Source organism: Dyella thailandensis, assembly GCF_050749815.1.
Lineage (GTDB): Bacteria > Pseudomonadota > Gammaproteobacteria > Xanthomonadales > Rhodanobacteraceae > Dyella_A.
On the sequence record NZ_CP192735.1, the window covers coordinates 3,357,315 to 3,384,121 of the forward strand.

Genomic DNA, 26,807 nt, shown 5'->3' on the forward strand with positions numbered 1-26,807 from the left:
CGAAGAACACGCATGTTCGTCCACGTAGAAAATCGTCGGCGCACCCGACTGCAGTGGGCAACCCTGCTGCTGGTCACCCTCTGCGTGCTGGTCTTTGTCAGCCTTGCGCTGATGCCCGCGCCGCGGCGGGTGGCCCTGCTTCTCGAGTGGGGCACGATTCCCGCGAACATTTTCGACATGCATCTGCCGATCCTGCCCCAGCTGGTGGATCCGGCGTTACTGCGCTTGTTCACGGCGTTGTTCATCCACGTGGAATGGACACACTTGCTGGGCAACCTGTTGTTCCTGGCGATTTTCGGGCTGCCTGCGGAGCGCTCAATGGGCTCACTGCGCTTCCTCGCCCTGTTCGTGCTCGGAGGCATGGCGTCGAACCTCGTCGGGGCGCTGTCACTTGCCGGTGTGCTGCGTCCAATCATCGGATGCAGCGGCGCCGTGTCGGCTGTGCTGGGCACCTACATGGCCCTGTTTCCCCGCGCCCGACTGGGGCTCGTTCTTCCGCTGGGGCTCTACTTCGAATTCGTCCGGGTCCCGGCGTACCTGCTGATCGGCATCTGGGTGCTTCTGCAGTTCCTCTTCAGCTATGCCGGTCCGAGCTATGGGGCGGTGGTGTGGTGGACGCACATTGCGGGTTTTCTGTTTGGTGTCGTGTTCGGTGGTCTTTCGCGCGACGCGATCGTCCGCCGCATGCGCAAGTAGCGAGCGATCATGCGTACGAAGAAGCTTTACAAGGTGACGTTCCTGCACCTGGGCAAGTCTTACGAGCTGTATGCACGCCATGTGGCAAGCAGCGCCCTGTGGGGATTCACCGAGGTGGGGGAACTGGTCTTCGAAGCGGCCGGTGAGGGCCTGCTGGTGGATCCCACCGAAGAACGCTTGCGAGAGGAGTTCAAGGACACGCGCGTGCTGCATCTTCCGATGCAGGCCGTCATCCGGATCGAAGAAGTGGAGCGCCGCGGTTCGCTCGCCATTCGCGACGCGGGTGATGGGCAGAAGGTGACCCCGCTACCGTTGCCGCCCCGTCCCCGGCAGTGACTCGCGTTTCGGCGTGCTGGCGGCCGGGGTGTCGGACAGCCGGTGATGCCGCGCGAACCGACGCAGCAACTGCCGTGCCCAAGGCGTTGGGGCGACGGCGCGAAAGATGCTGTCCGGATCCGCGCCTTCCCGCCTCACGTCGTGGCGCTTGCGATGGATGTACGCCCGCATCACCTCGGCGTTGAACTCCGGATGGAACTGCACGCTCAGTGCATGCGGCCCGTAGCGCAACAGATGATGAGGATCGCGCGCGGAACGCGCCATCACCTGCGCGCCGGCGGGCGCTTCGAGCACGCTCTGCTCGTGCGTGGTGTGCGCACGGAACGACTGGGGCAATGAAGCCACCAACGGGTCATCAGCGGCACCGGACAGACGCTCGATCGCCATCGTTCCGATCTCGCGCCCGCCGGGCAGATAGTCGACGCGACCGCCCAGCGCATGCGCCATGAGCTGGTGGCCGTAGCACACGCCAAACATCGGCAGTGCGTGGTCCATGGCGTCGCGGATCCAGCCTGCGGTGCGTTCGCTCCACCCGGCCCGCTCGGTCACCATGGCTGCCGAGCCGGTGATCAGGGCACCCGCGACCTCCGTGGCCTTGGGTAGCGCTTCTCCCACCGCGACGTCGACAACCAGCAGCCGATCGCGGGCCACGCCCGTAGCCAGCCGGAACCAGTGCGGAAAATCGCCGTGACGCGCGCGGATCGGGTCCGGCGCGCGCCCGGTGCGGATGATCAGGACGGGGCGTGGCATCCCGCGCAAGCTCAGTGGGAATGGTCGGCGTCGTGGTCGATCGGCGGGATCACGGTGAGCACTTCCTTCACCGTGGTCAGCCCCTGCGCGACCTGATCGGCCGCGGAGATGCGCAGCGGCCGCATGCCCTCCTTCAGGGCCGCCGCCGAAAGCGCGGCCAGATCGAGCTGGCTGGAAATCCGCGCCCGCAGCGGGCGGGTCAACTGCAGCATCTCGTAGATGCCGGTGCGTCCCATGAAGCCGGTATTGCGGCACTCCAGACAGCCGACCGGGCGATAGACCGTCGCCGGCAAGGGCATCGACCAGCCGTGCGTCAGCGCCTCCCATTCGTCCGGATCCTGCGGCTCGGGCGCCTTGCAATGCGCGCACAGCGTGCGGACGAGCCGCTGCGCCACCACGCCGGTCAGGGTGGACTGGATCAGGTAGTGCGGTACGCCCAGATCGAGCAGGCGGGTGATCGCGCTGGGCGCGTCGTTGGTGTGCAGCGTCGACAGCACTAGGTGCCCGGTGAGCGAGGCCTGCACCGCCATCTGCGCGGTCTCCAGGTCACGGATCTCGCCCACCATGATGATGTCCGGATCCTGCCGCAGCAGGGTGCGCACACCGGCGGCGAAATCGAGGTCGATCGACGCCTGCACTTGCATCTGGTTGAACTCGCCGCTGACCATTTCGATCGGGTCTTCCACGGTGCAGACGTTGAGCTCCGGCGTGGCCAGATGCTTGAGCGTCGAATACAGCGTGGTGGTCTTGCCCGAACCGGTGGGGCCGGTGACCAGCACGATGCCGTGCGGGCGCTCCACCATGGCGCGCCAGATGCGGTCCTCCATCGGCGAGAAGCCCAACTGCTCGAAGCTCTTGGAGACGATGTCCGGGTCGAAGATGCGCATCACTACCTTCTCGCCGAAGGCGGTGGGCATGGTAGAGATACGCAGCTCCACCTCGCGCAGGGAGGTGGAGCGCGTCTTGATGCGACCGTCCTGCGGCCGCCGCTTCTCCGACACGTCCATCCGCGCGAGGATCTTGATGCGCGAGGTCACCGCGGTCATCACCGGCGGCGGCAGCTCGAACACCTTGTGCATCACGCCGTCGATGCGGAAACGCATGTGGCCGGCCTCGCGGCGCGGCTCGAGGTGGATGTCCGAGGCGCGCTGCTCGAAGGCGTACTGCAGCAGCCAGTCGACGATGTGCACCACGTGGCGGTCGTCGGCGCCGACTTCGCCGGTCTTGCCCAATTCCACCAGCTGCTCGAAGTTGAGGATCGCCGAGCTGTCGTATCCGGCGGCCTTGGCGTCCTGCGCCAGCTGGATCGAGCGCTGGACGCCGTAGAACTCCTGCAGATAGCGGTTGATGTCCAGCGGACTGGACACGACGCGCTTCACGTCGCGCCGGAGCATCTGCGCCAGGTCGCGCGCCCAGCCGCTGTCGAACGGCTCGCAGGTGGCGAAGGTGATCTCGCCGGGGCTCGCCGCCACCGGCAGGATCCGGTGGCGCTGGGCGTAGGCCATGCTGACCGTCTGGGTCACTGCGGCCACGTTGATCTTCATCGGATCGATCTTCAGATACGGCAGATCGGCCTGCGTGGCCAGCCACTCGGTCAGGGTCTCCAGGCCCAGTGGCCGGCCCGGTTCGCGCTGGTTCGCCAGCTTGGCGTTGGCGATCACCACCAGCGGATGCAGCTCCACCGTGCTGCGTCCGGCGCGGCTGCCCATGCGCACCTGGCGCGCATCCTCGGCCAGCAGATAGCCATCCACCACCAGCGCCGCCAAGGTCTCATCCAGTTCCAGCCGGCCGCGACGGCCGAGCAGGGGCGTGCTGTGCGGGGATGCTGCCATGGGCGGGGTTCACTCCGGGCGTTCGGCAGGGCGGGAAAGCGAGCTGCCATGCGGTCGCGGCTATACTAACGCGCTTTATTGCCAGGTCACGGAAAGCCATGTCCGCGCGTACCTTCCAGGACGTCATCCAGACGCTCAACCGCTACTGGGCGGCACAGGGTTGCGTGTTGCTGCAGCCACTCGATACCGAAGTGGGCGCCGGCACGTTCCACCCAGCCACCTTCCTGCGCTCGCTCGGGCCGGAGCCGTGGTCGGCCGCCTACGTGCAGCCGTCGCGCCGCCCCACCGATGGCCGCTACGGCGAAAATCCGAACCGGTTGCAGCACTACTACCAGTACCAGGTGGTGATGAAGCCGAACCCGGAGAACATTCTGGATCTGTACATCGGCTCGCTGAAAGAGCTGGGACTCGATCCGCTGGTGCACGACCTGCGCTTCGTCGAGGACAACTGGGAGTCGCCCACGCTCGGGGCCTGGGGCCTGGGCTGGGAGGTGTGGCTCAACGGCATGGAGGTGACCCAGTTCACCTACTTCCAGCAGGCCGGCGGCCTGGAGTGCCGCCCGGTGACCGGCGAGATCACCTACGGCCTCGAGCGCCTGGCGATGTACCTGCAGAACGTGGACAACGTCTACGACTTGATCTGGACCGACGGCCCGCGCGGCGTCGTCACCTACGGCGACGTGTTCCACCAGAACGAGGTCGAGCAGAGCACCTACAACTTCGAGCACGCCAACGTGCCCGAGCTCCTGCGCTGGTTCGACGTGTGCGAGGCCACCGCCAACCAGCTGATCGCCGCCAACCTGCCGTTGCCGGCCTATGAGCAGGTGATGAAGGCCAGCCATACCTTCAACCTGCTCGATGCGCGTCGGGCGATCAGCGTCACCGAGCGCCAGCGCTACATCCTGCGCGTGCGCACGCTGGCCCGCGCCGTGGCGGAGACGTACGTGGCGCAGCGCGAGAAGCTCGGCTTTCCGGGCCTGAAGACGAACCAGGAGCAGGCTGCATGAGCGCCGCCAAGTCGCTGTTGATCGAACTGGGCACGGAAGAACTGCCGCCCAAGGCGCTGGACGAACTGGCCGGCGCGTTCGCGCGCGGCATCAGCGACGGCCTGGCCCGGCGCGGCATCGACGCCGGCCTGGACGCCGCGCGGACCTTCGCCACGCCGCGCCGTTTGGCCGTCCATATTCCGGCCGTCGCCAAGACCCAGCCCGAGCAGACCATCGAACGCCGCGGCCCCGCGGTGAGTGCCGGCCTCGATGCGAACGGCCAACCGGCCAAGGCGCTGGTCGGCTTTGCGCAATCGTGTGGTGTGGAGGTCGACGGGCTGGAACGGCTCGAGACCGACAAGGGCGCGTGGTTCGTCTATCGCTCGGTGAAGCCGGGCCAGCCGGTCGCCGCGCTGCTGCCGGAGATCGTCGCCGAGGCACTCAAGGCGCTGCCGATTCCCAAGCCGATGCGCTGGGCCGACCACGACTACAGCTTCGTTCGCCCCGTGCACTGGCTGGTGATGCTGCATGGCTCGGAAATCGTCGATGGCGAAGTGATGGGCCTGGTCAGCGGCCGCAAGTCGCGCGGGCACCGCTTCATGCGCCCGCAGCCGATCCACGTGGTGGACGCCGACAGCTGGGAAGACGCGCTGCTCGCCGCCAAGGTGATCGCCGATCCGGCCGCCCGCCGCGACCGCATCCGCGACGAAGTGGCCCGCGTCGCCGCCCAGACCGGCGGCGTGCCGCGGCTGGACGAGGCTCTGCTGGACGAGATCGCCAACCTCACCGAGTGGCCGGTGGCGATCGCCTGCACCTTCGAGCGCGAGTTCCTTGCGGTGCCGCCGGAGGCGCTGGTCACCACCATGGAGGCGAACCAGAAGTTCGTGCCCGTGTTCGATGCCGACGACCGCCTCACCGAGCACTTCATCGGTATCGCCAACGTCGAGTCGCATGATCCGGCCGAGATCCGCAAAGGCTACGAGCGGGTGATCCGCCCGCGCTTCGCCGATGCCAAGTTCTTCTGGGATGAAGACCTGAAGACGCCGCTGGCGGGCTATCAGGAAGCGCTGAAGAACGTCACCTACCAGCAGTCGCTGGGCAGCCTGTGGGACAAGACCGTGCGCGTGGCCGAGCTGTCGCGCGTCATCGCCAGCCGCGTCGGCGTGGACGCCGGGGCAGCGACGCGCGCCGCCAGCCTGGCCAAGTGCGACCTGCTGACCCGCATGGTCGGCGAATTCCCCGAGCTGCAGGGCGTGATGGGTCGCTACTACGCCAGCCGTCAGGGCGAGCCCGCCGCCGTGGCCGAGGCGCTGGACAGTTTCTACCAGCCCCGTTTCGCCGGCGATGCGATCGCTGCCGACGCCGTCGGCCAGGTGGTGGCGGTGGCCGAACGGCTGGACACGCTGGCCGGCATTTTTGCCGTGGGCCTCAAGCCCAGCGGCAGCAAGGACCCGTTCGCCCTGCGCCGCGCCGCGCTGGGCCTGGCGCGCACGCTGGTGGAGGCGGGCCTCGAACTCGATCTGCAGGCGGCATTCGCCGAGGCACTGGAGCTGTTGCCCGAGGCTGCGCTGGCGGCCGGCGTCAAGCCGGGCAAGGATGGTCAGCCGGCGCCGTTCGATGCCGGTGCGCGCCGCGCGTCCCTGCTGCGCGAGTTGCACGAGTTCGTGCTCGATCGCCTGCGCGGCTACTACGCCGAACGCGGCTTCGACAGCCAGTCGTTCGAAGCCGTGCTGGCGGTGGCGCCGGCGAGCCTGGCCGACTTCGATCGCCGCCTGCGCGCTGTCGCCGACTTCTCCCGGCGGCCGGAGGCCAGCAGCCTGGCCGCGGCGAACAAGCGCGTGGCCAACCTGTTGCGCAAGCAGGCCGAGGAGTCCGGCGCCGCGGTCGCCAGCGCCGTCGTCGATGCCTCGCGCTTCGAACTGCCCGCCGAGCACGCCTTGGCCGATGCTCTGGCGGCGGCCGACCGTGACAACGCCGCAGCTTGGGGCGAGCGCGACTACGGACGCGTGCTCGAGCGCCTGGCGCAGCTGCAGCCGCCGGTGGATGCGTTCTTCGATTCGGTCCTGGTCAACGCCGATGACGCGGCCGTGCGCGCCAATCGCCTGGCCTTGCTGGCCAGGCTCAAGGATCAGTTCAGTGCGGTGGCGGACATCGCCCTGCTGTGAACCCAACGGGGCCGTGGGCGCGAGGGTGCATCACCCTCCCGCCGGCGGCCCGGCGGTTCAGGCGATGGCTTCGCGGCGCAGGCGCTGCGCGAGCTGCTGCTGGAATGCGAGCAGGGCGCTGGCGTCGATCTGCGTACCGCCCGGTCCCATGATGTCGTAGAGCTCGCCCAGGCACCGCTCCTGCTCCGCGGCATCGAGCTCACCGCCGGACAGCGACAGGCTGGCACGCAGGATGGCGCGTGCGGCCTCGACGCGGCGGGCGTCGGTCATCGCGTACATGGATGCCGTCTCCGGCGCGCTGCTCGCCAGCGGGGCGCTGCGGAGCCGGTTCGGCCGGGTCTCGGTGGTGGACTGCTCTTCACCGAGGCCGCCGCGCACTTCCGGCTGGATCGTGCCCTCGCCGGCCACCAGCCAGACCAGGGAGATGCCCAGCGTGCGCGCCAGCGTCACGCAGCGGGCGCGGGAGGGATCACTGTTGCCATCACGCCAGCTGCGCACCACGCCTTCGGAGAAGCCGCACATGCGCGCGATCTCGGTGGCGCTGCCGACCCGCTGGATCAGCAGCCGGATACGGTCGGCGAAGCTGCCGCCTGGGCTGACCGCGCCCGGAGCGGGGTGGTCCAGCGGTGCGGCCAGGGAGGGCGCGGGATGCTGACGAGAGTTCATGGGCGTGCCTGCAAGGAAAGGTACCGCCGTGCGCCATCCGGTGCGCCAGCTGCGGAAACGTTGGGGTAACACTGCCTGACACTGCAAGATAGCGTGACAAAAGTGTCGCGAATCTTTCGTGCGCGCGCATGTGCCGGGTCGCAGCGCCGCCGCCGCCTTGGGCCGGGCGGCCGCACGGCAAGGGGGCCGACTGGCGCTTGACTTTTCCCTTTCATCTTTTATGGGCTAAGCTTGACCACTTCCCCCGCGGTGCTTTGCGTGGCGCATCGGCGTCAGGCGAGGTTCGTGCCCGTTAAAGATCGTTTGATGAGGTTCCACGATGCGCAAGGTAATTTGGTCGCTGGTTTCGGTGGCTGCGCTGGCGCTGGCCGGCTGCAACAACTCTTCTTCGTCCCAGCCGGCGCCGGAAAAGGCCGACGGCACCGCCGCTGCCGCGCCGCAGGCGGGTAACAAGGTGACCGGCCAGATCACCCTGCGCGAGCCGGCCCAGCTGTCGCCGCAGGCGAAGCTGGAGATCAGCCTGGTGGACGTCTCTGCTGCGGCCGCCGGTGCCAGCAGCGCGGATGCGGCGGCCGCTTCGGCGGCGGCGCCGGCCCCGCTGGCGACCAAGACGATCTCGCCGGTGGGCGCGTTCCCGGTGAGCTTCGAGCTGGAATACAACCCGGCCGACGTGAATCCGAACAACCTCTACGTGGTGAAGGCCAACCTGGTCGATGGCGAGCGCACCTACGAGATGCCGCTGCAGGCGCCGGTGCTGACCAAGGGTGCCAGCAACCAGGTCAACATCCAGCTGGTGGCCCAGCAGACCCCGGCCGAGAAAGACCTGGCCGCGTTCGAGGATCTGAAGAAGCAGATCGGCGGCATGAAGATCAAGTCCGGCACCAAGCTGGAGAAAGATGCTTCGCGCGGCTGGCAGGTGTTCCGCAAGGAAGGCCAGGTGCAGTTCATCCGTGAGCAGGTCGACTACGGCGACAAGGGCTTCACCGAGACCGACTACGCCTACAAGACCGGCAAGGCCTGGGTCGCCGTGCAGCAGAAGAAGTCCAGCAAGGACGCCAAGCCGACAGCCACCGAGCGCGTGAGCTGGGACGTGGACGGCAAGCCGGTGCTCAAGCAGGTGGTGAGCGGCGGCAAGACCAGCGACCTGTCCGACGACGAGGCGGCCAGCCTGAAGAGCCAGGCCGAGGCGATCCTCAAGCTCGCCGGCAAGTAAGCGATTCGCGCCGGCTCCCGTACTCCGGGGGCCGGAACGCTGAAAGCAGGACACAAAAAAGGCCGTCCGCATCGCGGACGGCCTTTTTCATGCGCGGGGCAGAGGGATCAGAACGCGACCTTGAAACCCAGGTTCACGCTGTTGTCCTTCTGCGTGCTGTCGCTGAAGCGGCTGTTCACCGCGATCCAGCTGGTCACGCTGGGCGTGAGCTGCGCGGACAGGCCGATGTTGGCGCTGCCCCAGGTCTTGTCCGGGGTGTAGCCCGACAGCGCGAAGCTGCCGCCCATGCTGTTGAGGCCGGCACGCACGCTGCGCGGGTCGGCCTTGCTGTCGTGGTTCCACGCCAGCTCGACGAACGGGGCCATCTGCAGGTCGTTCACCTTCCACGAGCCCATCAGGCGCCAGCCGAGCTCGCTGATCAGCGCATCGCGCTGCTGGCGGCCGAAGTACATCGCGGTGGAGTCGTTGCCGCCCTCGGTGTAGCCGTTGACCTTGATCGACTGCCATTCCACGTGGGCAAACGGGCCGGTCTTCAGCGACGGCCCCATGTTGAACCACCAGCCACCCTCGACGCCGCCGCCCAGGTGCGAGCCATCGGCCTTGCCGCTCTCGATGCGCAGCGACGGGCCGAGCTGGATGCGGCGCTCGATGTCCTTGAAGTTGGACTGGCCGAAGCTGGCGAAGCCGCCGACATAGCCGCCGCCGTTGCTGTACATGCCGAACAGCTGGCCGGAGATGTCCTGCAGCTTGTAGCCACCGGTATTGCCCTTGAAGTCGGCCTTGCTCTGGCCCACGCCGAGCGACACGCCTACCGTGGTGTGCTCACTGGTGCGCACGTCGGCGCCGAGCGTGAGGTTGACGTTGTCGCTGCTGGTCTTGGGCGAGCTGCTGGTGCCGTCGAAGCGCTGCTGGCCGTAGTCGATCGCGGCGAACATGCGCGTGTCGCTGCCCTGGCTGTCGGCGAGCATCTCGTTGCGGATGGCGCGGTACTGCGCTGCGGACGACGCCAGCGGCGCTTCGCCCAGCAGCGAGATCTGGCCGGGCGCCGCCAGCTCGGCCAGCACCACCTGCGAGAGCAGGCGATGCGCCGCCGCGGTCGGATGCACGCCGTCGGCAAACAAGTAGCTCTCGTCGGTGCCCGCCGCGTAGCTGTAAGGCAGGCCGGCGCCCTGCGGCCCGCACTGCACCGAGCTGGCGGCCAGGCCGCAGGCGGCGTCAGTCACGTTGCTGAAGCCGAAGGCGGCCGGATTGGCGATCACTTCATTGATCAGCCCGTAGGTGTTCACCGGCACCACGTTCAGCCCCTGGCTGCTCAGCTGCGAGAGACCGCTGCTCAGCGTGCTGTTGTAGAGCACGGCCAACTGCGTAGCGCCGGCAGAAGCGGCGGCGCCCTGGGCGGCGGCCGATGGCGTCTTGCCCAGGTCTGGCAGGTTGTACACGACCACGTAGTTGGCACCGGCGGCCTTGAGCTGGCCGAGCATGCCCACTTCGGTGATGGCCGCGTTGGCGGTACCGGCGGCCAGCACGGTCGAGTCGGTCGAGGTGCCGGTCAGGTAGAAGATGTCGTTCGCGCCGCCCCACACCTGGTAGAGGGCATTCGGATCGGCCTGTCCGCCGGTGGCGGTGAGGTACATGCCCAGCTGCTGCGGCAGGGTCGGCACGGCCGCGACGTTGTTGACCAGGCCCGCGCCGCCCCAGGCGAAGTCGGTGCCACCGGCGAGCGAGGCGGTGATCGGATGGCCCAGGCCATCGGCGACCAGCTCGGCGGCGGTTTTGCCGGGGTTGGTGGTGAAGCGCAGCGGCGGCTGGATCTGCGGGGCGCTGGCCAGCGAGATATTGCCGGCGTCGCTGAGGCTGTCGCCGAACACGACGACCTGGCTGAAATCGGTGGCGCTGGCAGCCTGGCTGGCCAGCAGGCCGGCGACGATGGCGCCGGCGAGAAGACGGGTACGGGGCATGTCGTGAAGCTCCTGAGCCGGGACGGCTTTTTGTTATGACCGAGTTACGGTAATCCACTCCATACCGGAGCGCATGCTGCGTTGCATCGCAACGGCGCAAGCGCTCCGGCAGGACCCTTTCAGCGCTGCTTGGCGCGCAGCAGGGCGTCGGCGAAAGCGCTGTTCGCTGGCGGGGCGCTGGGCTTGGGCGCGCCGCCACCGGGACGCGGCCCGCGGTTGTCGCGGCGTGGCTCACCGCCACCCGCGGCCGGCCGCGCGCGGCTCTGCCCCGGCTCGTCGTCCAGCCGCATGGAGAGACCGATGCGCTGGCGCGGCAGGTCCACCTCCATCACCTTGACCTTGACGATGTCGCCGGCCTTCACCGCGTCGCGCGGGTCCTTGACGAAGGTGTGCGACAGCGCCGAGACGTGGACCAGACCGTCCTGGTGCACGCCGATGTCGACGAACGCGCCGAACGCGGCGACGTTGGTGACGCGGCCTTCGAGGATCATGCCGGGGCGCAGGTCCTTCACGTCCTCCACGCCCTCGGCGAAGCTCGGCGCGACGAACTCGGGGCGCGGGTCGCGGCCGGGCTTTTCCAGTTCCTTGAGGATGTCGCGCACGGTCGGCACGCCGAACTGCTCGTCGGTGAACTGTTCGGCCTTGAGGCCGCGCAGGAAGCCGGTGTCGCCGATGATGTTGCGTACCTCGCGGCCGCACTGGGCGATGATCCGCTCGACCACCGGGTAAGCCTCCGGGTGCACCGCACTGGCGTCCAGCGGGTTGTCGCCGTTGGGCACGCGCAGGAAGCCGGCGCACTGCTCGTATGCCTTGTCGCCGAGGCGCGGCACCTTCAGCAGCGCCTTGCGGTTGGCGAACGGGCCGTTGGCGTCGCGGTGCTTGACCACGTTCTCGGCGACCGAGGCGGTCAGGCCGGCCACGCGCGAGAGCAGGGCGGCCGAGGCGGTGTTCACGTCCACGCCGACCGCGTTCACGCAGTCCTCCACGCGGGCGTCCAGCGCGCGCGCCAGCTTCACCTGGTTCACGTCGTGCTGGTACTGGCCGACGCCGATCGCCTTGGGTTCGATCTTCACCAGCTCGGCCAGCGGATCCTGCAGGCGGCGCGCGATGGAGACGGCGCCGCGCAGGCTCACGTCCAGCTCCGGAAATTCCTTGGCGGCGGTCTCGGAGGCCGAGTACACCGACGCACCGGCCTCGCTCACCACCACCTTGGAGAGCTTGTGCTCGGGGTGACTCTTGGCCAGCCCCTTGATCATTTCGCCGGCCAGCTTGTCGGTCTCGCGCGAGGCGGTGCCGTTGCCGATCGCGATCAGGTCGACGCCGTGCTTCTGGCACAGCCGGGCCAGCGCGGCCAGCGACTCGTTCCATTGCCGACGCGGCTCGTGCGGATAGATGGTGTCGGTGGCCAGCAGCTTGCCGGTGGGGTCGACCACAGCCACCTTCACGCCGGTGCGGATGCCTGGATCCAGGCCCATCACCGTCTTGGCGCCCGCCGGCGCGGCCAGCATCAGGTCCTTGAGGTTGTCGCCGAACACGCGGATCGCCTCGTCCTCGGCGCCTTCGCGCACGCGGCCGAAAAGATCGAGCGTGAGGTGCAGGTGCAGCTTCACGCGCCAGGTCAGGCGCACCGTCTCGCGCAGCCAGGCGTCGGCGGCGCGGCCGCGATCGAGGATGCCGGCATGCGCGGCCACGCGGCCCTCGCCTTCGGCGTGGCCCTGCTCGGCATCCAGCGCGGGGATGAGTTCCAGCTCGATCACGCCCTCGTTGCGCGCGCGCATCAGCGCCAGCAGGCGGTGCGAGGGGATCTTGCCGATCGGCTCGACGTGGTCGAAATAGTCGCGGAACTTGGCGCCTTCGTTTTCCTTGCCCTCGACCACCCTGGCGCGGATCTGGCCCCTGTCCCACAGCCAGTCGCGCAGCTCGCCGACCAGCGTGGCGTCCTCGGCAATGGCTTCCATCAGGATCGCGCGCGCGCCATCGAGCGCGGCGCGCACGTCGGCCACGCCCTTGTCCGCGTCGACGAAATCGGCGGCGAAGGTTTCCAGGTCGCGGGTGGGATCCTCGCGCAAGCCCAGCGCCAGCGGCTCCAGGCCCGCTTCGCGGGCGATCTGCGCCTTGGTGCGGCGCTTGGGCTTGTACGGCAGGTAGAGATCTTCCAGCCGTGCCTTGGTGTCGGCGGCGAGGATGTCGCCCTTCAGCGCGTCGGTGAGCTTGCCCTGTTCCTCGATGCTGGCCAGCACCGCCGCGCGACGGTCTTCCAGCTCGCGCAGGTAGCGCAGGCGCTCTTCGAGCAGGCGCAGCTGGGTGTCGTCAAGGCCGCCGGTGGCCTCCTTGCGGTAGCGCGCGATGAACGGCACGGTGGCGCCGCCGTCGAGCAGATCCACGGCCGCGCGCACCTGGTCGGGCTTGGCGGCGATGTCCTGGGCAATGCGTTGTTCGATGCTGAGCATGGTCGAGCGTGACTTCCTTGGGGCTATGGCGCGGCGCGCCGACGAACGAAACAAGCGGGCGATCATAGCAAGTGGCCCGCACCGGCCTGGCGCGCCGCGCCGCAAAGAAAAACGCCGCGGACAAGGCCGCGGCGTCGCAGGGGGCGCAGGGCGCGCGATCAGGCGTCGAAGCGGCCGGGCGTACCGCGCTGCTGCGGCGTATCCGATCGCTGGAATTCCGTGGCCCGCCCGTTCAGGACCAGGGTGCTGACCACCATGTCGTGCAGCGCCTGCTTGCGGCGCGTCCAGCCGGCCATGAGGAAGCCGAAGCCCAGCGTGAACACGCTCAGAAACTTGGCCGGATAACGGCCCAGCGCGCGCGGCAGGCTGATGCGCGCGCCATGCAGGTCGGTGACCCGGATGCCGAGCGCCAGCTTGCCCAGCGTGCCCTGCCAGGCCGAGCTCTCGCACAGCGCGAAATACAGCCAGGCGAGCAGGCCGGTCACCAGCGTGGCGTTGCCGATCTCCGAATAGAACTGGCTGTAGGCGGCCAGCGCTGCCTGCACATTGCCAGCCGCAGCCTGCATGGCGTCGCTGAGACGCGCCTGCGCCGCTTCGGCGCCCATCGCGTCCATGATCAGTTTGTTCGGGATGTACAGCACCAGCGCATCGATGATGTAGGCGAGGAAGCGCTTCCAAAAGCCGGCGTAGTTCTCCAGCGCCACCGTGGTGGTCGGGGGCAACGGCGCGGCCGCCATCGGTGGCGGTGTGGTGGCTGCCGGCCGGTTCAGCTCTTCGGGAAACAGCGTCGACAGCGGCTGCCAGTCGGCCAGGCCGTCATGCCAGCCCAGGTCGTCGCCGGCCACCTCGCCGCTGCGCAGCCACTGGCGCACGTCCGCTTCCTTGTACGGGCCATGGCGTTCGCCGTTGCGGCCGATCCAGATATCCATGCCGGGTGATCCTCGTGCGTCGATGGCAAAGCGGCATGATGCCACGACGCGTGACGGCGTCAGGCGGCGCGTCGCTTGAGATGCACCAGCAGCAGCGAGATCGCTGCCGGCGTGACACCGCTGATGCGCGCCGCCTGGCCCAGCGTGGCCGGCTGCACGCGCTTGAGCTTGAGCAGCACCTCGGCGGACAGGCCGCGCACCTTGTCGTAGTCGAAGCCCGCCGGAATGGCGGTGTGCTCGTGGCGACGCGCCCGCTCGATCTCCTCGCGCTGGCGTTCCAGGTAGCCGGCGTACTTGGTCTGCACTTCCACCTGGGCGGCGACGTGTTCGTGTTCGACGGCGGGCCCCAGTTCGGGCACCGAGGCGAGCCGGGCGTAATCGAGCTCGGGCCGGCGCAGCAGATCCAGCGCGTTGGTCTCGCGGCTCACCGCAATGCCGAGGTGCCGCTCGATCGCCGCGCCCAGCGCGTTGTTCGGCGCGGCCCACAGCGCGCCTAGGCGCTGGGTCTCGCGCTCCACCGCCTCGCGCTTGGCGCGCAGGGCGTCGAAGCGTTCGGTCGGCACCACGCCCAGGGCGTGGCCGGTTTCGGTGAGGCGCAGGTCGGCGTTGTCCTCGCGCAGGTGCAGCCGGTACTCCGCGCGCGAGGTGAACATGCGGTACGGCTCGATGGTGCCGTTGCTGGTGAGGTCGTCGATCAGCACGCCGATGTAGGCCTCGTCGCGGCGCGGGTACCACGGCGCCTTGCCCTGTACCGCCAGCGCCGCGTTGAGGCCGGCGATCAGGCCCTGCGCGCCGGCTTCCTCGTAGCCGGTGGTGCCATTGATCTGGCCGGCGAAGTACAGCCCGCCGATCGCCTTGGTCTCCAGCCACGGCTGCAGGCCGCGCGGATCGAAGTAGTCGTATTCGATGGCGTAACCGGGGCGAGTGATGTGCGCGCGCTCGAAGCCCTTGATCGAGCGCACCAGCGCCAGCTGCACGTCGAACGGCAGCGAGGTGGAGATGCCGTTGGGATAGATCTCGAAGGTGTCCAGCCCCTCCGGTTCGATGAACACCTGGTGCGAACCCTTCTCGGCGAAGCGCACCACCTTGTCCTCGATTGACGGGCAGTAGCGCGGACCGGTGCCCTCGATCTGGCCGCTGTACAGCGGCGAGCGGTCCAGCGCGCCGCGGATCAGTTCGTGGGTGTGCTCGGAGGTATGGGTGATCCAGCAGCTGACCTGGCGCGGGTGCTCCTCGCGCGCGCCCAGGTAGGAGAACACGGGCGCCGGATCGTCGCCGGGCTGCTCTTCCAGACCGCTGAAGTCGATGCTGCGCAGGTCGATACGGGGCGGCGTGCCGGTCTTCAGGCGATCGGCGGCCACCGGCAGCTCGCGCAGGCGCTGCGCCAGGGTGGTGGCGGGCGGGTCGCCGGCCCGACCGCCGGCATATTGGGCCGGGCCGATGTGGATCTTGCCGGCCAGGAACGTGCCGGCAGTGAGCACCACCGCCGGGGCATGGAAACTCACGCCCATCTGGGTGACCACGCCGGTGATCCGGCCACCCTCGATGATCAGGTCGTCCACCGCCTGCTGGAACAGCTCCAGGTTCGGCTGGGTCTCGACGATCCGACGGATCGCCGCCTTATATAAGGTGCGGTCTGCCTGGCAGCGGGTGGCGCGTACGGCCGGTCCCTTCGAGGCGTTGAGCGTGCGCCACTGGATGCCGGCGCGGTCGGCGGCGCGGGCCATGGCGCCGCCCAGCGCGTCGATCTCCTTCACCAGGTGCCCCTTGCCGATGCCGCCGATCGCCGGGTTGCAGCTCATCTGGCCGATCGTCTCGATGTTGTGGCTGAGCAGCAGCGTGCGCGCGCCTGTACGGGCGGCGGCAAGCGCCGCTTCGGTGCCGGCGTGGCCGCCGCCGACCACGATGACGTCGTAGGGTGTCGGGTGACGCATGGAACTGACCTGCTTGGTCCAAAAGTGGACGTGGTTGGGCGATATGGTAAGTCGGCGTCAGGCGGTGCGCCTGTTTGGAAATGCCTGGCACGATTCGTGCACAATTTCTCACGCACTTTTCACGGGCAGACGCTGCGCAGTCGATGCGCGCCGAGACGGAACGACAGGGGTTCCGCCGCGTGCCGGGAAAGGAAGCATTGACGGCGCCTTCGGGCGCCGTCTCCCTTTACGGGGTCCGTAAAGACAAAGCCCCGCGCCGGTTGGCGCGGGGCTTCGTTTTAAGAGATCTGGCGTCCGGCGGTCTCAGGAACAGGGGGAATCCAGGATGACCGTGTTGCCGGACGCCAGAAACCGAAAAATCGGACGGTGCGGGCGACCTAGAACGTCGATGACGTGGAGCCGATGATTGACTCGCACGCGTGAACCCGGTGTGACTGAAATGGCCGTTTTGGCCTCGTCGCGGCAGCACCTGACGCGATGCGTCAGTTCCGGTGGCAAGCGCACGTTTGACCTGTGATCCACGTCACATTGTTGGCACGGCGAATGCATTCCCCCTGTCGGGTCAAACGCAACACCTGAGGGGGTACGCATCATGGATCTGAACTTCAACTTCGAGCCGGTCTATCAACAGCACGACCTGTGGATGGAGATCGGCCGCGTCGAGATGGCGATGGAGCAACTGGAGCGCCGCAGCGAGCGCGAGCGCAGCACGCTTCGTCCGCGCCTGGAGTCGCGTCGCCACCGTCTGCTCGAACAGCTGCACCAGCTCAGCGCCTGAAGCAGTATCGGGCAGTACCGGCACTCGGTACGGCCAACGTTCGGTACGGCAGCCTTCGGTACGGCGTGGAGTAGCGCTCTACTCCGCCGCGCCGAAGGCCCGCGAGGGACGGCAAGCGTTCCCGCCCAGCGACACGATCAACTCTTCAGCACGCCCGCCACGATTTCCGCCAGGTTCCGCGACAGCTCCGGCCGCGCGGCCAGGCCCGCCAGCACCTGCCTGGCGGCCTCGCGCCGCATCGGCTCCAGTCGCTGCCAGCCGTTGAAGGCGGTAGCGACGCGGGCGGCGACCTGAGGGTTGAGCGCGTCGAGCGCCACCAGGCGCTCGGCCAGCAGCGCGTAGCCGGCGCCATCGGCGCGGTGGAAGCCGCTGGGATTGCCGCTGGCGAACGTGCCCAGCAGGGCGCGGGCGCGGTTGGGATTCTTGAGCGTGAACGCGGGGTCGCTCTCGAGCGCGCGCACGCGTTCGAGCGCGCGCTCGCCCGGCACCTGCGCCTGCACGGCAAACCACTTGTCCAGCGCCAGCGGGTTGTCCGCATGGCGACGGCGGAAATCGGCCAGCGCCGCGGTGGCCGCGTCCGCCTCCGTGCGCACCAGCACCGAGAGCGCCGCGAGGCGATCGGTCATGCCATGCGCCTGGCGGTACTGCGCGTCGGCATGGGCTTGGGCCGCGGGGGCATCGACCAGGGCGAGCAATTCCAGCACCCGCCGCTTGAGCCGGCGCTGGGCCTTGGCGACCGCGTCCAGCCGCAGCGGGCCGGCAACATCGAGCGCCGCCAGGCGTTGCGCCAGGGTGGCCGCGCCGATCGTCGTGCCGAGCTGCGTCTGCAGGCGCTGGCGCAGGGCGTGGATCTGCGCCGGGTCCACCTCCTGCTCGCGCTCAGCCAGCTCCACCTCGCCCGGCGGCGTGAGCAGGTCGGCCAGCAGGGCGGGGTCGAGCGCAGGGTCGGCAAACAGCTGGGCCAGCGCGCCGCACCAGGCCTGCACGGCCGTCTGCCCGTCGCGCCGGCAATCGTCGAACGCCAGCACGGCCAGTTGCTGGCCGGCTTCCCAGCGGTTGAAGCCATCCGGATCGTGGGTCAGCAGCAGGGCGAGGTCGGCCGGGGCGTAGTCGCAGTCCAGGATCACCGGGGCCGAAAAGCCTCGCAGCAGCGACGGCACGGGCGCGTGCTCGACCTGTTCGAAGGTGAAATCGCGCTCGGCCTGGTCGAGCACCACCACCGTTTCGTGCGCTTCCGTTTGGCCGTCCATCCGCAGCGGCAGCATGCGGCCGTTGCGGTCGAACAGGGCCAACTTCACCGGGATCGGCAGCGGCTGCTTCTCGGGCTGGCCGGCGGTGGCCGGCGTGTGCTGCGACAGGCTCAGCGTGTAGCGGCGGGCGGCGGCATCGAACTGTCCGCGGGCGCGCAGACGCGGCGTGCCGGCCTGGCTGTACCAGGCGAGATACGGCGTCAGGTCGAGGTCGTTGGCGTCGCCCAGCGCGGCGAGGAAATCCTCGATCGTGGCGGCACGGCCGTCGTTGCGCTCGAAGTAGCGATCCATGCCGCGGCGGAAGCCGTCCGCCCCCAGCTTGCCGGCGAGCATGCGCACCAGCTCCGAGCCCTTCTCGTAAACGGTGGCGGTGTAGAAGTTGTTGATCTCGCGGTACTCGGCGGGGCGCACCGGGTGCGCCAGCGGGCCGGCATCCTCGGGGAACTGCGCGCGGCGCAGCAGGGCCACGTCCTCGATGCGTTTGAGCGCGGCCGAGTTCATATCGGCGGAGAACTGCTGCTCGCGGAACACCGTGAGCCCTTCCTTCAGCGACAGCTGGAACCAGTCGCGGCAGGTGACGCGGTTGCCGCTCCAGTTGTGGAAGTACTCGTGCGCCACTACTGCCTCCACCGCCTTGTATTCGTCGTCGGTGGTGGTGTCCGGGTCGGCCAGCAGGTACTTCGCGTTGAAGATGTTGAGACCCTTGTTCTCCATCGCGCCCATGTTGAAATCGTGCGTGGCGACGACGTGGAACACGTCCAGGTCGTAGTAACGCCCGTAGACCTGCTCGTCCCAGCGCATGCAGCGTTCCAGCGCATCCATCGCGTAGTGGCAGCTGTCGATCACGTTCGCTTCGGACCAGATCACCAGCTTCACCGCGCGGCCTTCGCCGGTGCGGTAGTCGCGCTCGATCTTCTCCAGCCGTCCGGCGACCAGCGCGAACAGGTAGCAGGGCTTGGGATGCGGATCGACGAAGCGCGCCCAGTGGCGACCATCCGGCAGCTCGCCGGCGCCGTCCGGATTGCCGCCGGCCAGCAGCACGGGAAAGCGCGCGCGCTCGGCCTGCAGGGTCACCGTGTAGCGGGTGAGCACGTCGGGGCGATCGGGGAAGAAGGTGATGTGGCGGAAGCCTTCCGCCTCGCACTGGGTGAGCAGGAACCCCGCCTCGCGGCTGCCGGAAAGATACAAGCCTTCCAGCGCCGTGTTGGTGGCCGGATGAATGCGCACGCGCGTGCTCAGCACGCTGCCGTCGCGCGCGCCGTCCACTTCCAGGACGCCGTCGGCGTAGCGCCAGGCGCCGGCCTCCAGCGGCTGGCCGTCCAATGCGATCGCGAGCAGTTCCAGGCCTTCGCCGTCGAGCCGCAACGGGGCGTTGGCGTCGCCGCGCAGGTGCAGTTGGGCGGTGACCTCGGTGCTGTCGATGCCGAGCTCGAAACCGAGCTCGATCGACTCCACGCGCCAGGCGGGCGGCGCGTAGTCGCGTAGGTGGATCGGGGCGGCGGAAGTGTCGGGACGTGCGGACATGGCGGGACGGCTGGGGTGGGGCCGATCAGGCTAACATGGCGGGCCTTGTGGCCAGGATCACGTCGATGTCGCCGTTCGAGGTTGCCCGCGACGCATGGGGCGCGCACGCGCTGGTGGTATTGCACGACGCCGCACGCGATCGCCGCGTGCGCATCGCCCACCGCGGCGCCACGGTGCTGTCGATCCAGGTGCACCACCACGGCAGCCGGGTCGAGCTGGCCGACGGCTACCGCGACGCGGCGGAACTGGAGGCGCGGCCGAGCTCGCGCTTCGCGGTGATGGCGCCGTTTGCCAACCGCATCGCCGATGCGCGTTACCGCTTCGATGGTGCCGACCACGACCTGCAGCCCGGCGTGCCGGAGGCCGAGCGTGCCGCCCGCCACGGTTTCGTGCGCGGTGTCGATTTCGAGCTGCAGTCGCTCACCGCAGACGACGAGGCCGCCGAAGCGACGTTCGCCACCACGATTGCCGCCGATGCGCACCCGGGCTACCCCTTCGCGATCGCACTGACAATCCGCTATCGGCTCGACGCGCGCGGCCTCGGTCTGGAGGTGACCATGCGCAACGTCGGCGACTGCGCCGCGCCGTGCTTCTTCGGCTGGCATCCGTATTTCCGCCTTGGCGATACGCCAATGGGCTCGTGGAAGCTGCAGGTACCGGCGCGCACGGTGATCGCCACCGACGCGCAGTACATCCCCCTGGCCGGTGCGGCGGCGCAGGTGCCGGTCGACCGTGAGCCGCCGCTCGATTTCCGCGCGCCGCGCGCGGTGGGCGCGCTGAAGCTCAATCACGCGTTTGCCGATCTCGCGCCCGATGCCGACGGCCGGCAGCGCAGCCGGCTGCGCGACCCGGCCAGCGGCCTGGGCCTGGCGCTGTGGCAAGAGCGCGGCGTGATGCTGGCGTTTACCGCCGACACGGTCAGCCGCGACGTGCGCCGCTCGCTGGCGCTGGAGCCGATGGAAAGCTTGGCCGATGCCTTCAACCGTGCCGACTGCGCCGACGCCATTCGCCTCGCGCCCGGCGCCGAACGCCGCTTCCGCTGCGGCGTGGAGTTCGAAACCGCATGAACCAGCCCGCGCTTCCCACGCTCGAAACCATTCGCGATGCCGCTGCCCGCATCGCCCCCTACGCCATGGTCACGCCGGTGCTGCGCAGCGACGCGCTGGACGCGCTGGCCGGCGCGCAGCTGCACTTCAAATGCGAGAACCTGCAGCGCGGTGGCGCCTTCAAATTCCGCGGTGCCTGCAACGCGGTGTGGTCGCTGGACGATGCCGACGCGAGCCGCGGCGTGGTCACCCATTCGTCCGGCAACCACGGCAGCGCGCTGGCGCTGGCCGCGGCCACGCGCGGCATCGCCGCCCACGTGGTGGTGCCCGAGGGTGCGGTGCAGGCCAAGCTGGAGCTGATCGCGCGGGCCGGCGCCGTGCTGCACCGCTGTGCACCGACCCAGGCCGCGCGTGAGGCGATGGCCGAGCAGGTGCAGCGCGACACCGGCGCCGTGCTGGTGCATCCGTACGCCGACGCGCGGGTGATGGCCGGGCAGGGCACGATCGCGCTGGAGCTGCTTACCCAGGTGCTAGCGCTGGATGCGCTGATCACGCCGGTGGGCGGCGGCGGGCTGGCCGCGGGCGTGGCGATCGCCGCCCACGCGCTGCGCCCCGGCCTGCCGCTGTTCGCCGCCGAGCCGGCCGGCGCCGACGATGCTGCGCGCTCGCTCGCGGCCGACGACCGGGTCGAGGGCGTCGTCCCCGACACGCTCTGCGATGGCCTGCGCGCCCTGGTGGGCAGGCCTAACCTGCACGCGCTGCGCGAGCACGTGGTATCCGTGATCACCGTCTCCGACGCGGAAACCATCGCCGCAATGCGGCTGATCTGGCGCGAGCTGAAGCTGGTGGTCGAAGTCTCCTCGGCCACGGTGCTGGCGGCGGTGCTGAAGGCGCGCGATCGTTTCGCCGGCCAGCGCATCGCGCTGGTGATCACCGGCGGCAACGTGGATCTGGACGCGCTGCCCTGGTGAGCGCGTGCGGTCAATTCGTGCCGTCCACCTGGACTTGCGGCAGCAGGTCCGCGGCGGGAGACGCTTCGGTGTGCTGGACCGGCACCGGCCGGTAGCCCGGTCCGAACGACACTTCGCCGGGCTTCCATCCGTCCAGCGTGCGCACCGCACCCCAGAAACGCTTGAACGCGGCCCAGTGCAGGCCGACTAGGCCGTGCTCGTTGTCCGCATCGACGATCGGGTCGCCCACGCCGGTGGGGCGGATCGGCTCGCCGTACAGCGCGGTGCCGAACAGCACGTCCCAGATCGAGAACACCTGACCGTAGTTGCAGTTGTGCAGATTCGGCCGGGTAGGGTCCACGCGCATGTGATGCAGGCGGTGGAAGGTGGGGTCGACGAATAGCCGTCCAAATATCGGGCCGAAGTTCAGCCGCGTGTTGGTATGCGAGAAATTCTGCACCAGCTCGCCCGCCAGCATCAGCCAGGCGAAGTCGGTCGGCGCCACGCCGATTGCCAGGCCGACCACGGCCAGGATCATCGACTGGATGAAACCGTCCACCAGGCTGCCGCGGTCATTGGTCCAGCAGCTCATCTGCCGCGTGCTGTGGTGCATCGAGTGCAGCGCCCACCACCACGGCAGCGCGTGCTGCACGCGGTGCATGGTGTAGTACACCAGGTCGTAGATCACGTAGTAGACGAGGAACAGTGCCAGCGGGTGGTGATCCAGCACGGGGAACCAGTGGGTGATGCCGAGGATCGAGTCGCGGCTGGAGGTGTCCGGGCCGCTCGATACGCCGCCGAAATAATTGGCGATCGGCGTCAGCACCAGGTAGGAAAACAGCGGGAAGATTCCGATCAGCATCCACAGCGTGTACTGGAAATCGACCCGGGTCAGCTTGCGGTCACTCCAGCGTTCGGCCGGCCAGAACGTCTCCAGCGGGCGGAACAGGCAGGCAATGATCGCCACCTGCACCATCGCGATCATCAATGATTCGGCGATCTCGCGCGGGTCGCCGGCGAGCCGGTCGATATGCAGCCATTGCAGCAGCGGCAGCACGCCGTGCCGGGAAAAGGCGTCGACCAGGGCGGTCCATGCGTGCGCAAGGGAGGGCATCGGGAGCAGCACCGGCGGGAATCCACCCGTCAGCGTCGTCGTCGTGCCTTTCCGGCGGGTTTCGTCGAGCGGAAAGTGCCAGGCGATCGCCTCAGCGCCGCCGCAGGCGCAAGCCGCTCACCGCCGCCAGCCCCAGCAGCACGAACACGATGCCCACGCCCTCCATCGGCGAGGGCTGCTCGTGGGTGATCGCCCAGGCCAGCAGTACCGCCAGCACCGGCACGCCGAGGCTGGCCAGACTGGCCACCGCCGTCGGCAGCCGCTGCAGCACGATCAGCCACAGCCACCACGCCAGGCTGGAGGCGAACACCACGCTGTAGATCAGCGCACCGATCAACGCGTGGTTCCACACCATCGGCTTCTGAGGCACCACCAGCGCGACGGCGCCCAGCGCCAGTCCACCGAACAGCATCTGCCAGGCCGTGAGGTTGAGCGGCGCCACCGCATGGCGCTGGAACAGCCGCTTGCTCAGCACCGTGCCGGCCGCCCACGCGATGCCCCCGGCGATCGCCAGCGCGGTGCTCAGCGGACTGCCCAGCCCACGCCAGGGTTCCAGGATGAACACCAGGCCGATCGCCGCCAATGCGGTGCCCGTCCACTGGCGCCGCGTGGGCCGATCCGACAGCAGCGGCCACGCCAGCAGCACCGCCCAGAACGGCATGGTGTAGGCCAGCAATGCCACGTGGCCGGCGCCGCCGTCGACCAGCGCCCACTGCTCCAGTCCCTGGAAAGCCGCGGTCTGGCACAGGCCGATCAGTGCGGTGGCGGCCAGCGGCGGCGGCGCGATGCGCTGGCGCGTCACCGCCAACGCCAGGAACAGCACGCCCGCGCCCAGCAGGTAGCGCAGCGCGGCGAAGTCGAACGGGCCGGCATAGGCCAGCGCCTGTTTCATCACCACCCAGCTGTACGCCCACAGCACCAGCGTGGCGAGCAGGGCGGCAACGGCGCCACGGCGGGAAGTGTCGTTCGACATGCGGGTGAGGGCCTCGGGCAATGCGTCAGTCTAGCGAGGCCAGGGCGATGCGCTTGCGCTAGATTGCAGCTCCGCTGTCACCGGAGATTTTCATGCAACGCTGCCACTGGGCCGGTCAGGACCCCATGATGTGCGCCTACCACGATCACGAGTGGGGCACGCCGCTGCACGACGATCGCGCGCTGTTCGAGTTTCTCTGCCTGGAAGGCGCGCAGGCGGGCCTCTCCTGGCGCACCGTGCTGGCCAAGCGCGAGCGCTACCGCGAGGTGTTCCACGGTTTTGCGATCGACCGCGTGGCGGTGATGAGCGACGCCGAGCTCGATGCGCTGATGCTGGATGCCGGCATCATCCGCAACCGCCTCAAGATCTCATCCGTGCGCGACAACGCGCGCGCGTCGCAGGCAGTGATCGCCGAGCACGGCAGCCTGGATGCGTGGCTGTGGTCGTTCGTCGACGGCAAGCCGATCCGCAACGCGTGGACCGACAAATCGCAGGTGCCCGCCACCACCGCGCACTCGGACCGCATGAGCAAGACCCTGAAGAAGCGCGGCTTCCGCTTCGTCGGCAGCACCATCTGCTACGCCTTCATGCAGGCTACCGGCATGGTCGACGACCACACGGTCGACTGCTTCCGCCACGGCGCGCGCTGAGCCTTCAGCGCGTGCCCGCGCAGGCGTGCTGCGCGGGGTGGTCGGGATCGTCGTGCAGCAGGCGACGGGTCACCCCGTTGGTCCAGCCGAAGCCGTCCTGCAGCGGATACTCGCCGCCGCCACCGCCGTGCGCGCCGTCGCCGTCGTGGTGGAGCACGTACTTCTCCACCAGCTTGCTTTCGCGCTCGTACAGGCTGCCCACGGTGTGCAGCCAGCGCCGCGCGATGTCGCGCGCCAAGGGCAGTTGTCCGCAGCGGGCGAAGCCCTTGATCGCCAGCCACTGCAGCGGTGCCCAGCCGTTGGGCTGGTCCCACTGCTGGCCGCTGCGCACCTCGCTGGTGGCCATGCCGCCGTGCGCCAGCAGGCGGTCGCGCACGGTGGCGGCGACCCGGGCGGCCCGCGCGTCGTCATCCACCAGGCCGGCGAACAGCGGCGCGGTGGTCGCCGCGGTGAGCAGCTCGCGCGGGTTGCCGCGCTGCCAGTCGAGGTCGACGAAGGCGCCCAGCGGTTCGTTCCACATCCAGCGCAGCATGGCCGCACGGCGCGCCTGCGCGCGGTGCGCGAAGTCGGCCGCTTCCTCGCGCAGGCCGGCGGCTTCGCAAAGCCGGGCCAGCTGTTGCTCGGCGGCGAACAGCAGGCTGTTGAGGTCCACCGGCAGGATCGCCGTGGTGCGCGTGGTGGCCAGGTCGTCGGCGCGGTCGCACCAGCGCGCGCTGAAGTCCCAGCCGGAGGCCGCCGCAGCGCGCAGGTCGCGGTAGACCTCGTGCGCCGGACGGCTGCTGCGCGAAGCGGTGGTCTCGTCTTCCAGGAACGACTCCTCGCGCGGCGTATCGCGATCGTCCCAGTAGCGGTTGAGCACGCTGCCGTCTTCCAGCCGCACGCAGTGGCGGTGCACGTCGCCGGGACGCAGCGCCTCGGCGCCGTCCATCCACCACGCGTATTCGCTGCGCAGCTGCGGCAGGTATTTCAGTGCCTGGCACAGGCCGTGCTGCTCGAACAGCTCCACCATCAGCGAGAACACCGGCGGCTGCGAGCGGCTGAGGTAGTAGCTGCGGTTGCCGTTGGGCACGTGGCCGTAGTGGTCGATCAGCCAGGCGAAGTTGTCGGCCATCGCGGCGAGCAAGTCGCGCCGGCCGCTTTCGACCAGGCCGAGCATGGTGAAGTACGAATCCCAGTAGTAGATCTCGCGGAAGCGTCCGCCAGGCACCACGTAGTCGTTGGGCAGCGGCAGGATCGAGCTGCTGGCGGGGTGCTCGTGCGGCCGCCGCGTGAGCACGTCCCACAGGCCGTCGATGTGCGCCTTGAGCGACTGGTTGGGATCGGAGGTGTAGTGGCTGGTGGGAGCCTTCTCCTCCCTGAAATGGGCGTGCACGAAGTCGGCCAGGTCGAAACCGTCGCGATGCTGCTGGGCGCGGTAGGCGTCGAGGATGCGCTGCGGCGACTGGCGCGGGATGCAGTCGACGAAGGTCTTGCCGTCGTCGAACACCCGCGCGCGCTGCACCGCCTCGAACAGCTCCTGGTAACGGTCGGCCGGGGTCAGCGTATCGGCCGCGGGCACGCTGGCCACGCGCTCGGCGGGGTCGCGGGAGTGGGCGTTGGCTACCGTCATTGTTCGGCGTAGTTCCACAGCAGCCCGCCGTCGACGTACAGCGTGGTGCCGGTGATGTAGGCGGCCTCGTCGCTGACCAGGAACGCCGCGGCGTTGGCCACGTCTTCGGGCGTGCCCAGCCGCTTGAGCGGGATGTTGCCCATCAGCGCGGCGAGTTTTTCCGGCTGCGCCATCAGCGCGGCGTTGATCGGCGTCTGGATCGCGCCCGGCGCGATGTTGTTGACGCGGATGCCCAGCGGCGCCAGCTCGATCGCCAGGTCGCGCATCAACATCTTCAGCCCGCCCTTGCTGGCGGCGTAGCTGGCGAAGTGCGGGAACGGCAGCTCCTCGTGCACCGAGCTCACGTTCACCACCACGCCGCCGTCGCCGCGCTCGGCCACGTGACGCACGAAGGCCTGGGTGACGAAGAACGCGCCGCGCAGGTTCACGCTCAGCACCGCGTCGTAGTCCGCTTCGGTCACCTCGGCGAACGGCGCGCGCCGCTCGATGCCGGCGTTGTTGACGAGGATGTCCACCCGGCCCATCGCCTGCACCGCCTGGGCGATCACCCGCCGATCCGCGGCGGCGTCGGCGATGTCGCCGCTGAGCACGCAGCCATCGCTGCCTGCTTCGCGCACCAGGGCCAGCGTTTGCTCGGCGGCGGGAGTGTTGTCCCGGTCCTCGACGACTACCCGCGCCCCGTCCTGCGCCAGCCGCACGGCGATTGCCCGGCCGATGCCCTGGCCGCTGCCGGTGACCAGTGCCACCTTGTCCTGTAGTCGCATGCTCGCTCCTGGGTCGCCTCGTTCGACGAACGAGCATGCGGGGTCGGCCGTGAAGAGCACGGCAGCAGGGTGGGCGATGACGGCGCAAGAACCCGCGCCGGGCTACCCCTCCGAGTGCTTCGGATACCCGGATGGCGGCCACCTGGAGCGGCTCGCAGCAGGCTGCTGCCATCCGCCGTCAGCAGCCTGCACGGCGGGGCATGGGCGAGCCGTCGCGAAGCTGACACCATGCGC

Annotated in this window: 21 protein-coding genes; 9 read left to right on the forward strand and 12 right to left on the reverse strand. The window is 69.1% G+C overall.

Going from position 1 to position 26,807, the window contains the following annotated elements:
• Positions 1 to 12: 12 nt before the first annotated feature.
• Positions 13 to 696, forward strand: coding sequence for a rhomboid family intramembrane serine protease (locus ACQVBX_RS15445; protein WP_431635187.1), 684 nt, complete (start codon positions 13 to 15; stop codon positions 694 to 696).
• 9 nt (positions 697 to 705) lie between these two features.
• Positions 706 to 1,032 (forward strand): DUF1820 family protein, encoded by a 327-nt coding sequence (locus ACQVBX_RS15450; protein WP_431635188.1) that lies wholly within the window; start codon positions 706 to 708, stop codon positions 1,030 to 1,032.
• Here ACQVBX_RS15450 and ACQVBX_RS15455 read toward each other — a convergent pair.
• On the reverse strand, positions 1,003 to 1,782 hold the full coding sequence (locus ACQVBX_RS15455) for a glutamine amidotransferase (RefSeq protein WP_431638209.1): 780 nt from the start codon (positions 1,780 to 1,782) through the stop codon (positions 1,003 to 1,005). The genes ACQVBX_RS15450 and ACQVBX_RS15455 overlap by 30 nt on opposite strands.
• A gap of 11 nt (positions 1,783 to 1,793) precedes the next feature.
• On the reverse strand, positions 1,794 to 3,614 hold the full coding sequence (locus ACQVBX_RS15460) for a GspE/PulE family protein (protein ID WP_431635189.1): 1,821 nt from the start codon (positions 3,612 to 3,614) through the stop codon (positions 1,794 to 1,796).
• A gap of 98 nt (positions 3,615 to 3,712) precedes the next feature.
• On the opposite strand from ACQVBX_RS15460, the gene glyQ reads away from it, so the two are divergent.
• Positions 3,713 to 4,621, forward strand: coding sequence for a glycine--tRNA ligase subunit alpha (gene glyQ, locus ACQVBX_RS15465; RefSeq protein ID WP_431635191.1), 909 nt, complete (start codon positions 3,713 to 3,715; stop codon positions 4,619 to 4,621).
• Positions 4,618 to 6,765, forward strand: a complete 2,148-nt coding sequence (glyS, locus tag ACQVBX_RS15470; RefSeq protein ID WP_431635193.1) for a glycine--tRNA ligase subunit beta — start codon at positions 4,618 to 4,620, stop codon at positions 6,763 to 6,765. Before glyQ ends, glyS begins: the two co-directional genes overlap by 4 nt.
• A gap of 57 nt (positions 6,766 to 6,822) precedes the next feature.
• Here glyS and ACQVBX_RS15475 read toward each other — a convergent pair whose 3' ends face one another.
• Positions 6,823 to 7,431: a transcriptional regulator gene (locus ACQVBX_RS15475; RefSeq protein ID WP_431635195.1), complete on the reverse strand. Its 609-nt coding sequence runs from the start codon at positions 7,429 to 7,431 to the stop codon at positions 6,823 to 6,825.
• Positions 7,432 to 7,750: 319 nt separating this feature from the next.
• On the opposite strand from ACQVBX_RS15475, the gene ACQVBX_RS15480 reads away from it, so the two are divergent.
• Positions 7,751 to 8,644, forward strand: coding sequence for a YbaY family lipoprotein (locus tag ACQVBX_RS15480; protein WP_431635198.1), 894 nt, complete (start codon positions 7,751 to 7,753; stop codon positions 8,642 to 8,644).
• A gap of 107 nt (positions 8,645 to 8,751) precedes the next feature.
• Here the strand turns inward: ACQVBX_RS15480 and ACQVBX_RS15485 are convergent, their stop codons facing one another.
• From ACQVBX_RS15485 to mnmG, 4 genes are all read right to left on the reverse strand, one after another.
• Entirely contained in the window at positions 8,752 to 10,602 is a 1,851-nt protein-coding gene (locus ACQVBX_RS15485; protein WP_431635200.1) for an autotransporter outer membrane beta-barrel domain-containing protein, read from the reverse strand.
• A gap of 119 nt (positions 10,603 to 10,721) precedes the next feature.
• A complete protein-coding gene (locus ACQVBX_RS15490; RefSeq protein ID WP_431635202.1) occupies positions 10,722 to 13,052 on the reverse strand; it encodes a Tex family protein in 2,331 nt (776 codons plus the stop codon).
• Positions 13,053 to 13,210: 158 nt separating this feature from the next.
• Entirely contained in the window at positions 13,211 to 13,981 is a 771-nt protein-coding gene (locus ACQVBX_RS15495; RefSeq protein ID WP_431635204.1) for an RDD family protein, read from the reverse strand.
• 59 nt (positions 13,982 to 14,040) lie between these two features.
• Entirely contained in the window at positions 14,041 to 15,915 is a 1,875-nt protein-coding gene (gene mnmG, locus ACQVBX_RS15500) for a tRNA uridine-5-carboxymethylaminomethyl(34) synthesis enzyme MnmG (protein WP_431635205.1), read from the reverse strand.
• 592 nt (positions 15,916 to 16,507) lie between these two features.
• Here mnmG and ACQVBX_RS15505 point away from each other — a divergent pair.
• Positions 16,508 to 16,693, forward strand: a complete 186-nt coding sequence (locus ACQVBX_RS15505) for a hypothetical protein (RefSeq protein WP_431635206.1) — start codon at positions 16,508 to 16,510, stop codon at positions 16,691 to 16,693.
• Between the two features lie 137 nt (positions 16,694 to 16,830).
• On the opposite strand, the gene pepN is transcribed toward ACQVBX_RS15505, so the two are convergent.
• Positions 16,831 to 19,467: an aminopeptidase N gene (gene pepN / locus ACQVBX_RS15510; RefSeq protein WP_431635207.1), complete on the reverse strand. Its 2,637-nt coding sequence runs from the start codon at positions 19,465 to 19,467 to the stop codon at positions 16,831 to 16,833.
• A gap of 65 nt (positions 19,468 to 19,532) precedes the next feature.
• Between pepN and ACQVBX_RS15515 the strand changes: the two genes are divergently transcribed.
• Together ACQVBX_RS15515 and ACQVBX_RS15520 are read left to right on the forward strand one after the other, a co-directional pair.
• Positions 19,533 to 20,534, forward strand: coding sequence for an aldose 1-epimerase (locus tag ACQVBX_RS15515; RefSeq protein WP_431635208.1), 1,002 nt, complete (start codon positions 19,533 to 19,535; stop codon positions 20,532 to 20,534).
• Positions 20,531 to 21,484 carry a pyridoxal-phosphate dependent enzyme gene (locus tag ACQVBX_RS15520; RefSeq protein ID WP_431635209.1) on the forward strand — a complete coding sequence of 318 codons (954 nt, stop codon included), beginning with the start codon at positions 20,531 to 20,533 and terminating at the stop codon, positions 21,482 to 21,484. Before ACQVBX_RS15515 ends, ACQVBX_RS15520 begins: the two co-directional genes overlap by 4 nt.
• Before the next feature lie 10 nt (positions 21,485 to 21,494).
• Here ACQVBX_RS15520 and ACQVBX_RS15525 read toward each other — a convergent pair whose 3' ends face one another.
• Both ACQVBX_RS15525 and ACQVBX_RS15530 read right to left on the reverse strand, forming a co-directional pair.
• Positions 21,495 to 22,577, reverse strand: coding sequence for a sterol desaturase family protein (locus ACQVBX_RS15525; protein WP_431635210.1), 1,083 nt, complete (start codon positions 22,575 to 22,577; stop codon positions 21,495 to 21,497).
• A 91-nt stretch (positions 22,578 to 22,668) separates the two neighbouring features.
• Positions 22,669 to 23,550, reverse strand: a complete 882-nt coding sequence (locus ACQVBX_RS15530) for a DMT family transporter (RefSeq protein WP_431635212.1) — start codon at positions 23,548 to 23,550, stop codon at positions 22,669 to 22,671.
• 92 nt (positions 23,551 to 23,642) lie between these two features.
• Here ACQVBX_RS15530 and ACQVBX_RS15535 point away from each other — a divergent pair, with 92 nt between their 5' ends.
• Complete coding sequence (locus tag ACQVBX_RS15535; protein ID WP_431635213.1) at positions 23,643 to 24,200, forward strand: DNA-3-methyladenine glycosylase I; 558 nt, start codon at positions 23,643 to 23,645, stop codon at positions 24,198 to 24,200.
• Positions 24,201 to 24,204: 4 nt separating this feature from the next.
• On the opposite strand, the gene treF is transcribed toward ACQVBX_RS15535, so the two are convergent.
• Together treF and ACQVBX_RS15545 are read right to left on the reverse strand one after the other, a co-directional pair.
• Entirely contained in the window at positions 24,205 to 25,809 is a 1,605-nt protein-coding gene (gene treF, locus ACQVBX_RS15540) for an alpha,alpha-trehalase TreF (RefSeq protein ID WP_431635214.1), read from the reverse strand.
• The gene (locus ACQVBX_RS15545; protein WP_431635215.1) at positions 25,806 to 26,573 is read right to left on the reverse strand and encodes an SDR family NAD(P)-dependent oxidoreductase; all 768 of its coding nucleotides are present in this window, start codon (positions 26,571 to 26,573) and stop codon (positions 25,806 to 25,808) included. Before ACQVBX_RS15545 ends, treF begins: the two co-directional genes overlap by 4 nt.
• Positions 26,574 to 26,807 lie beyond the last annotated feature (234 nt).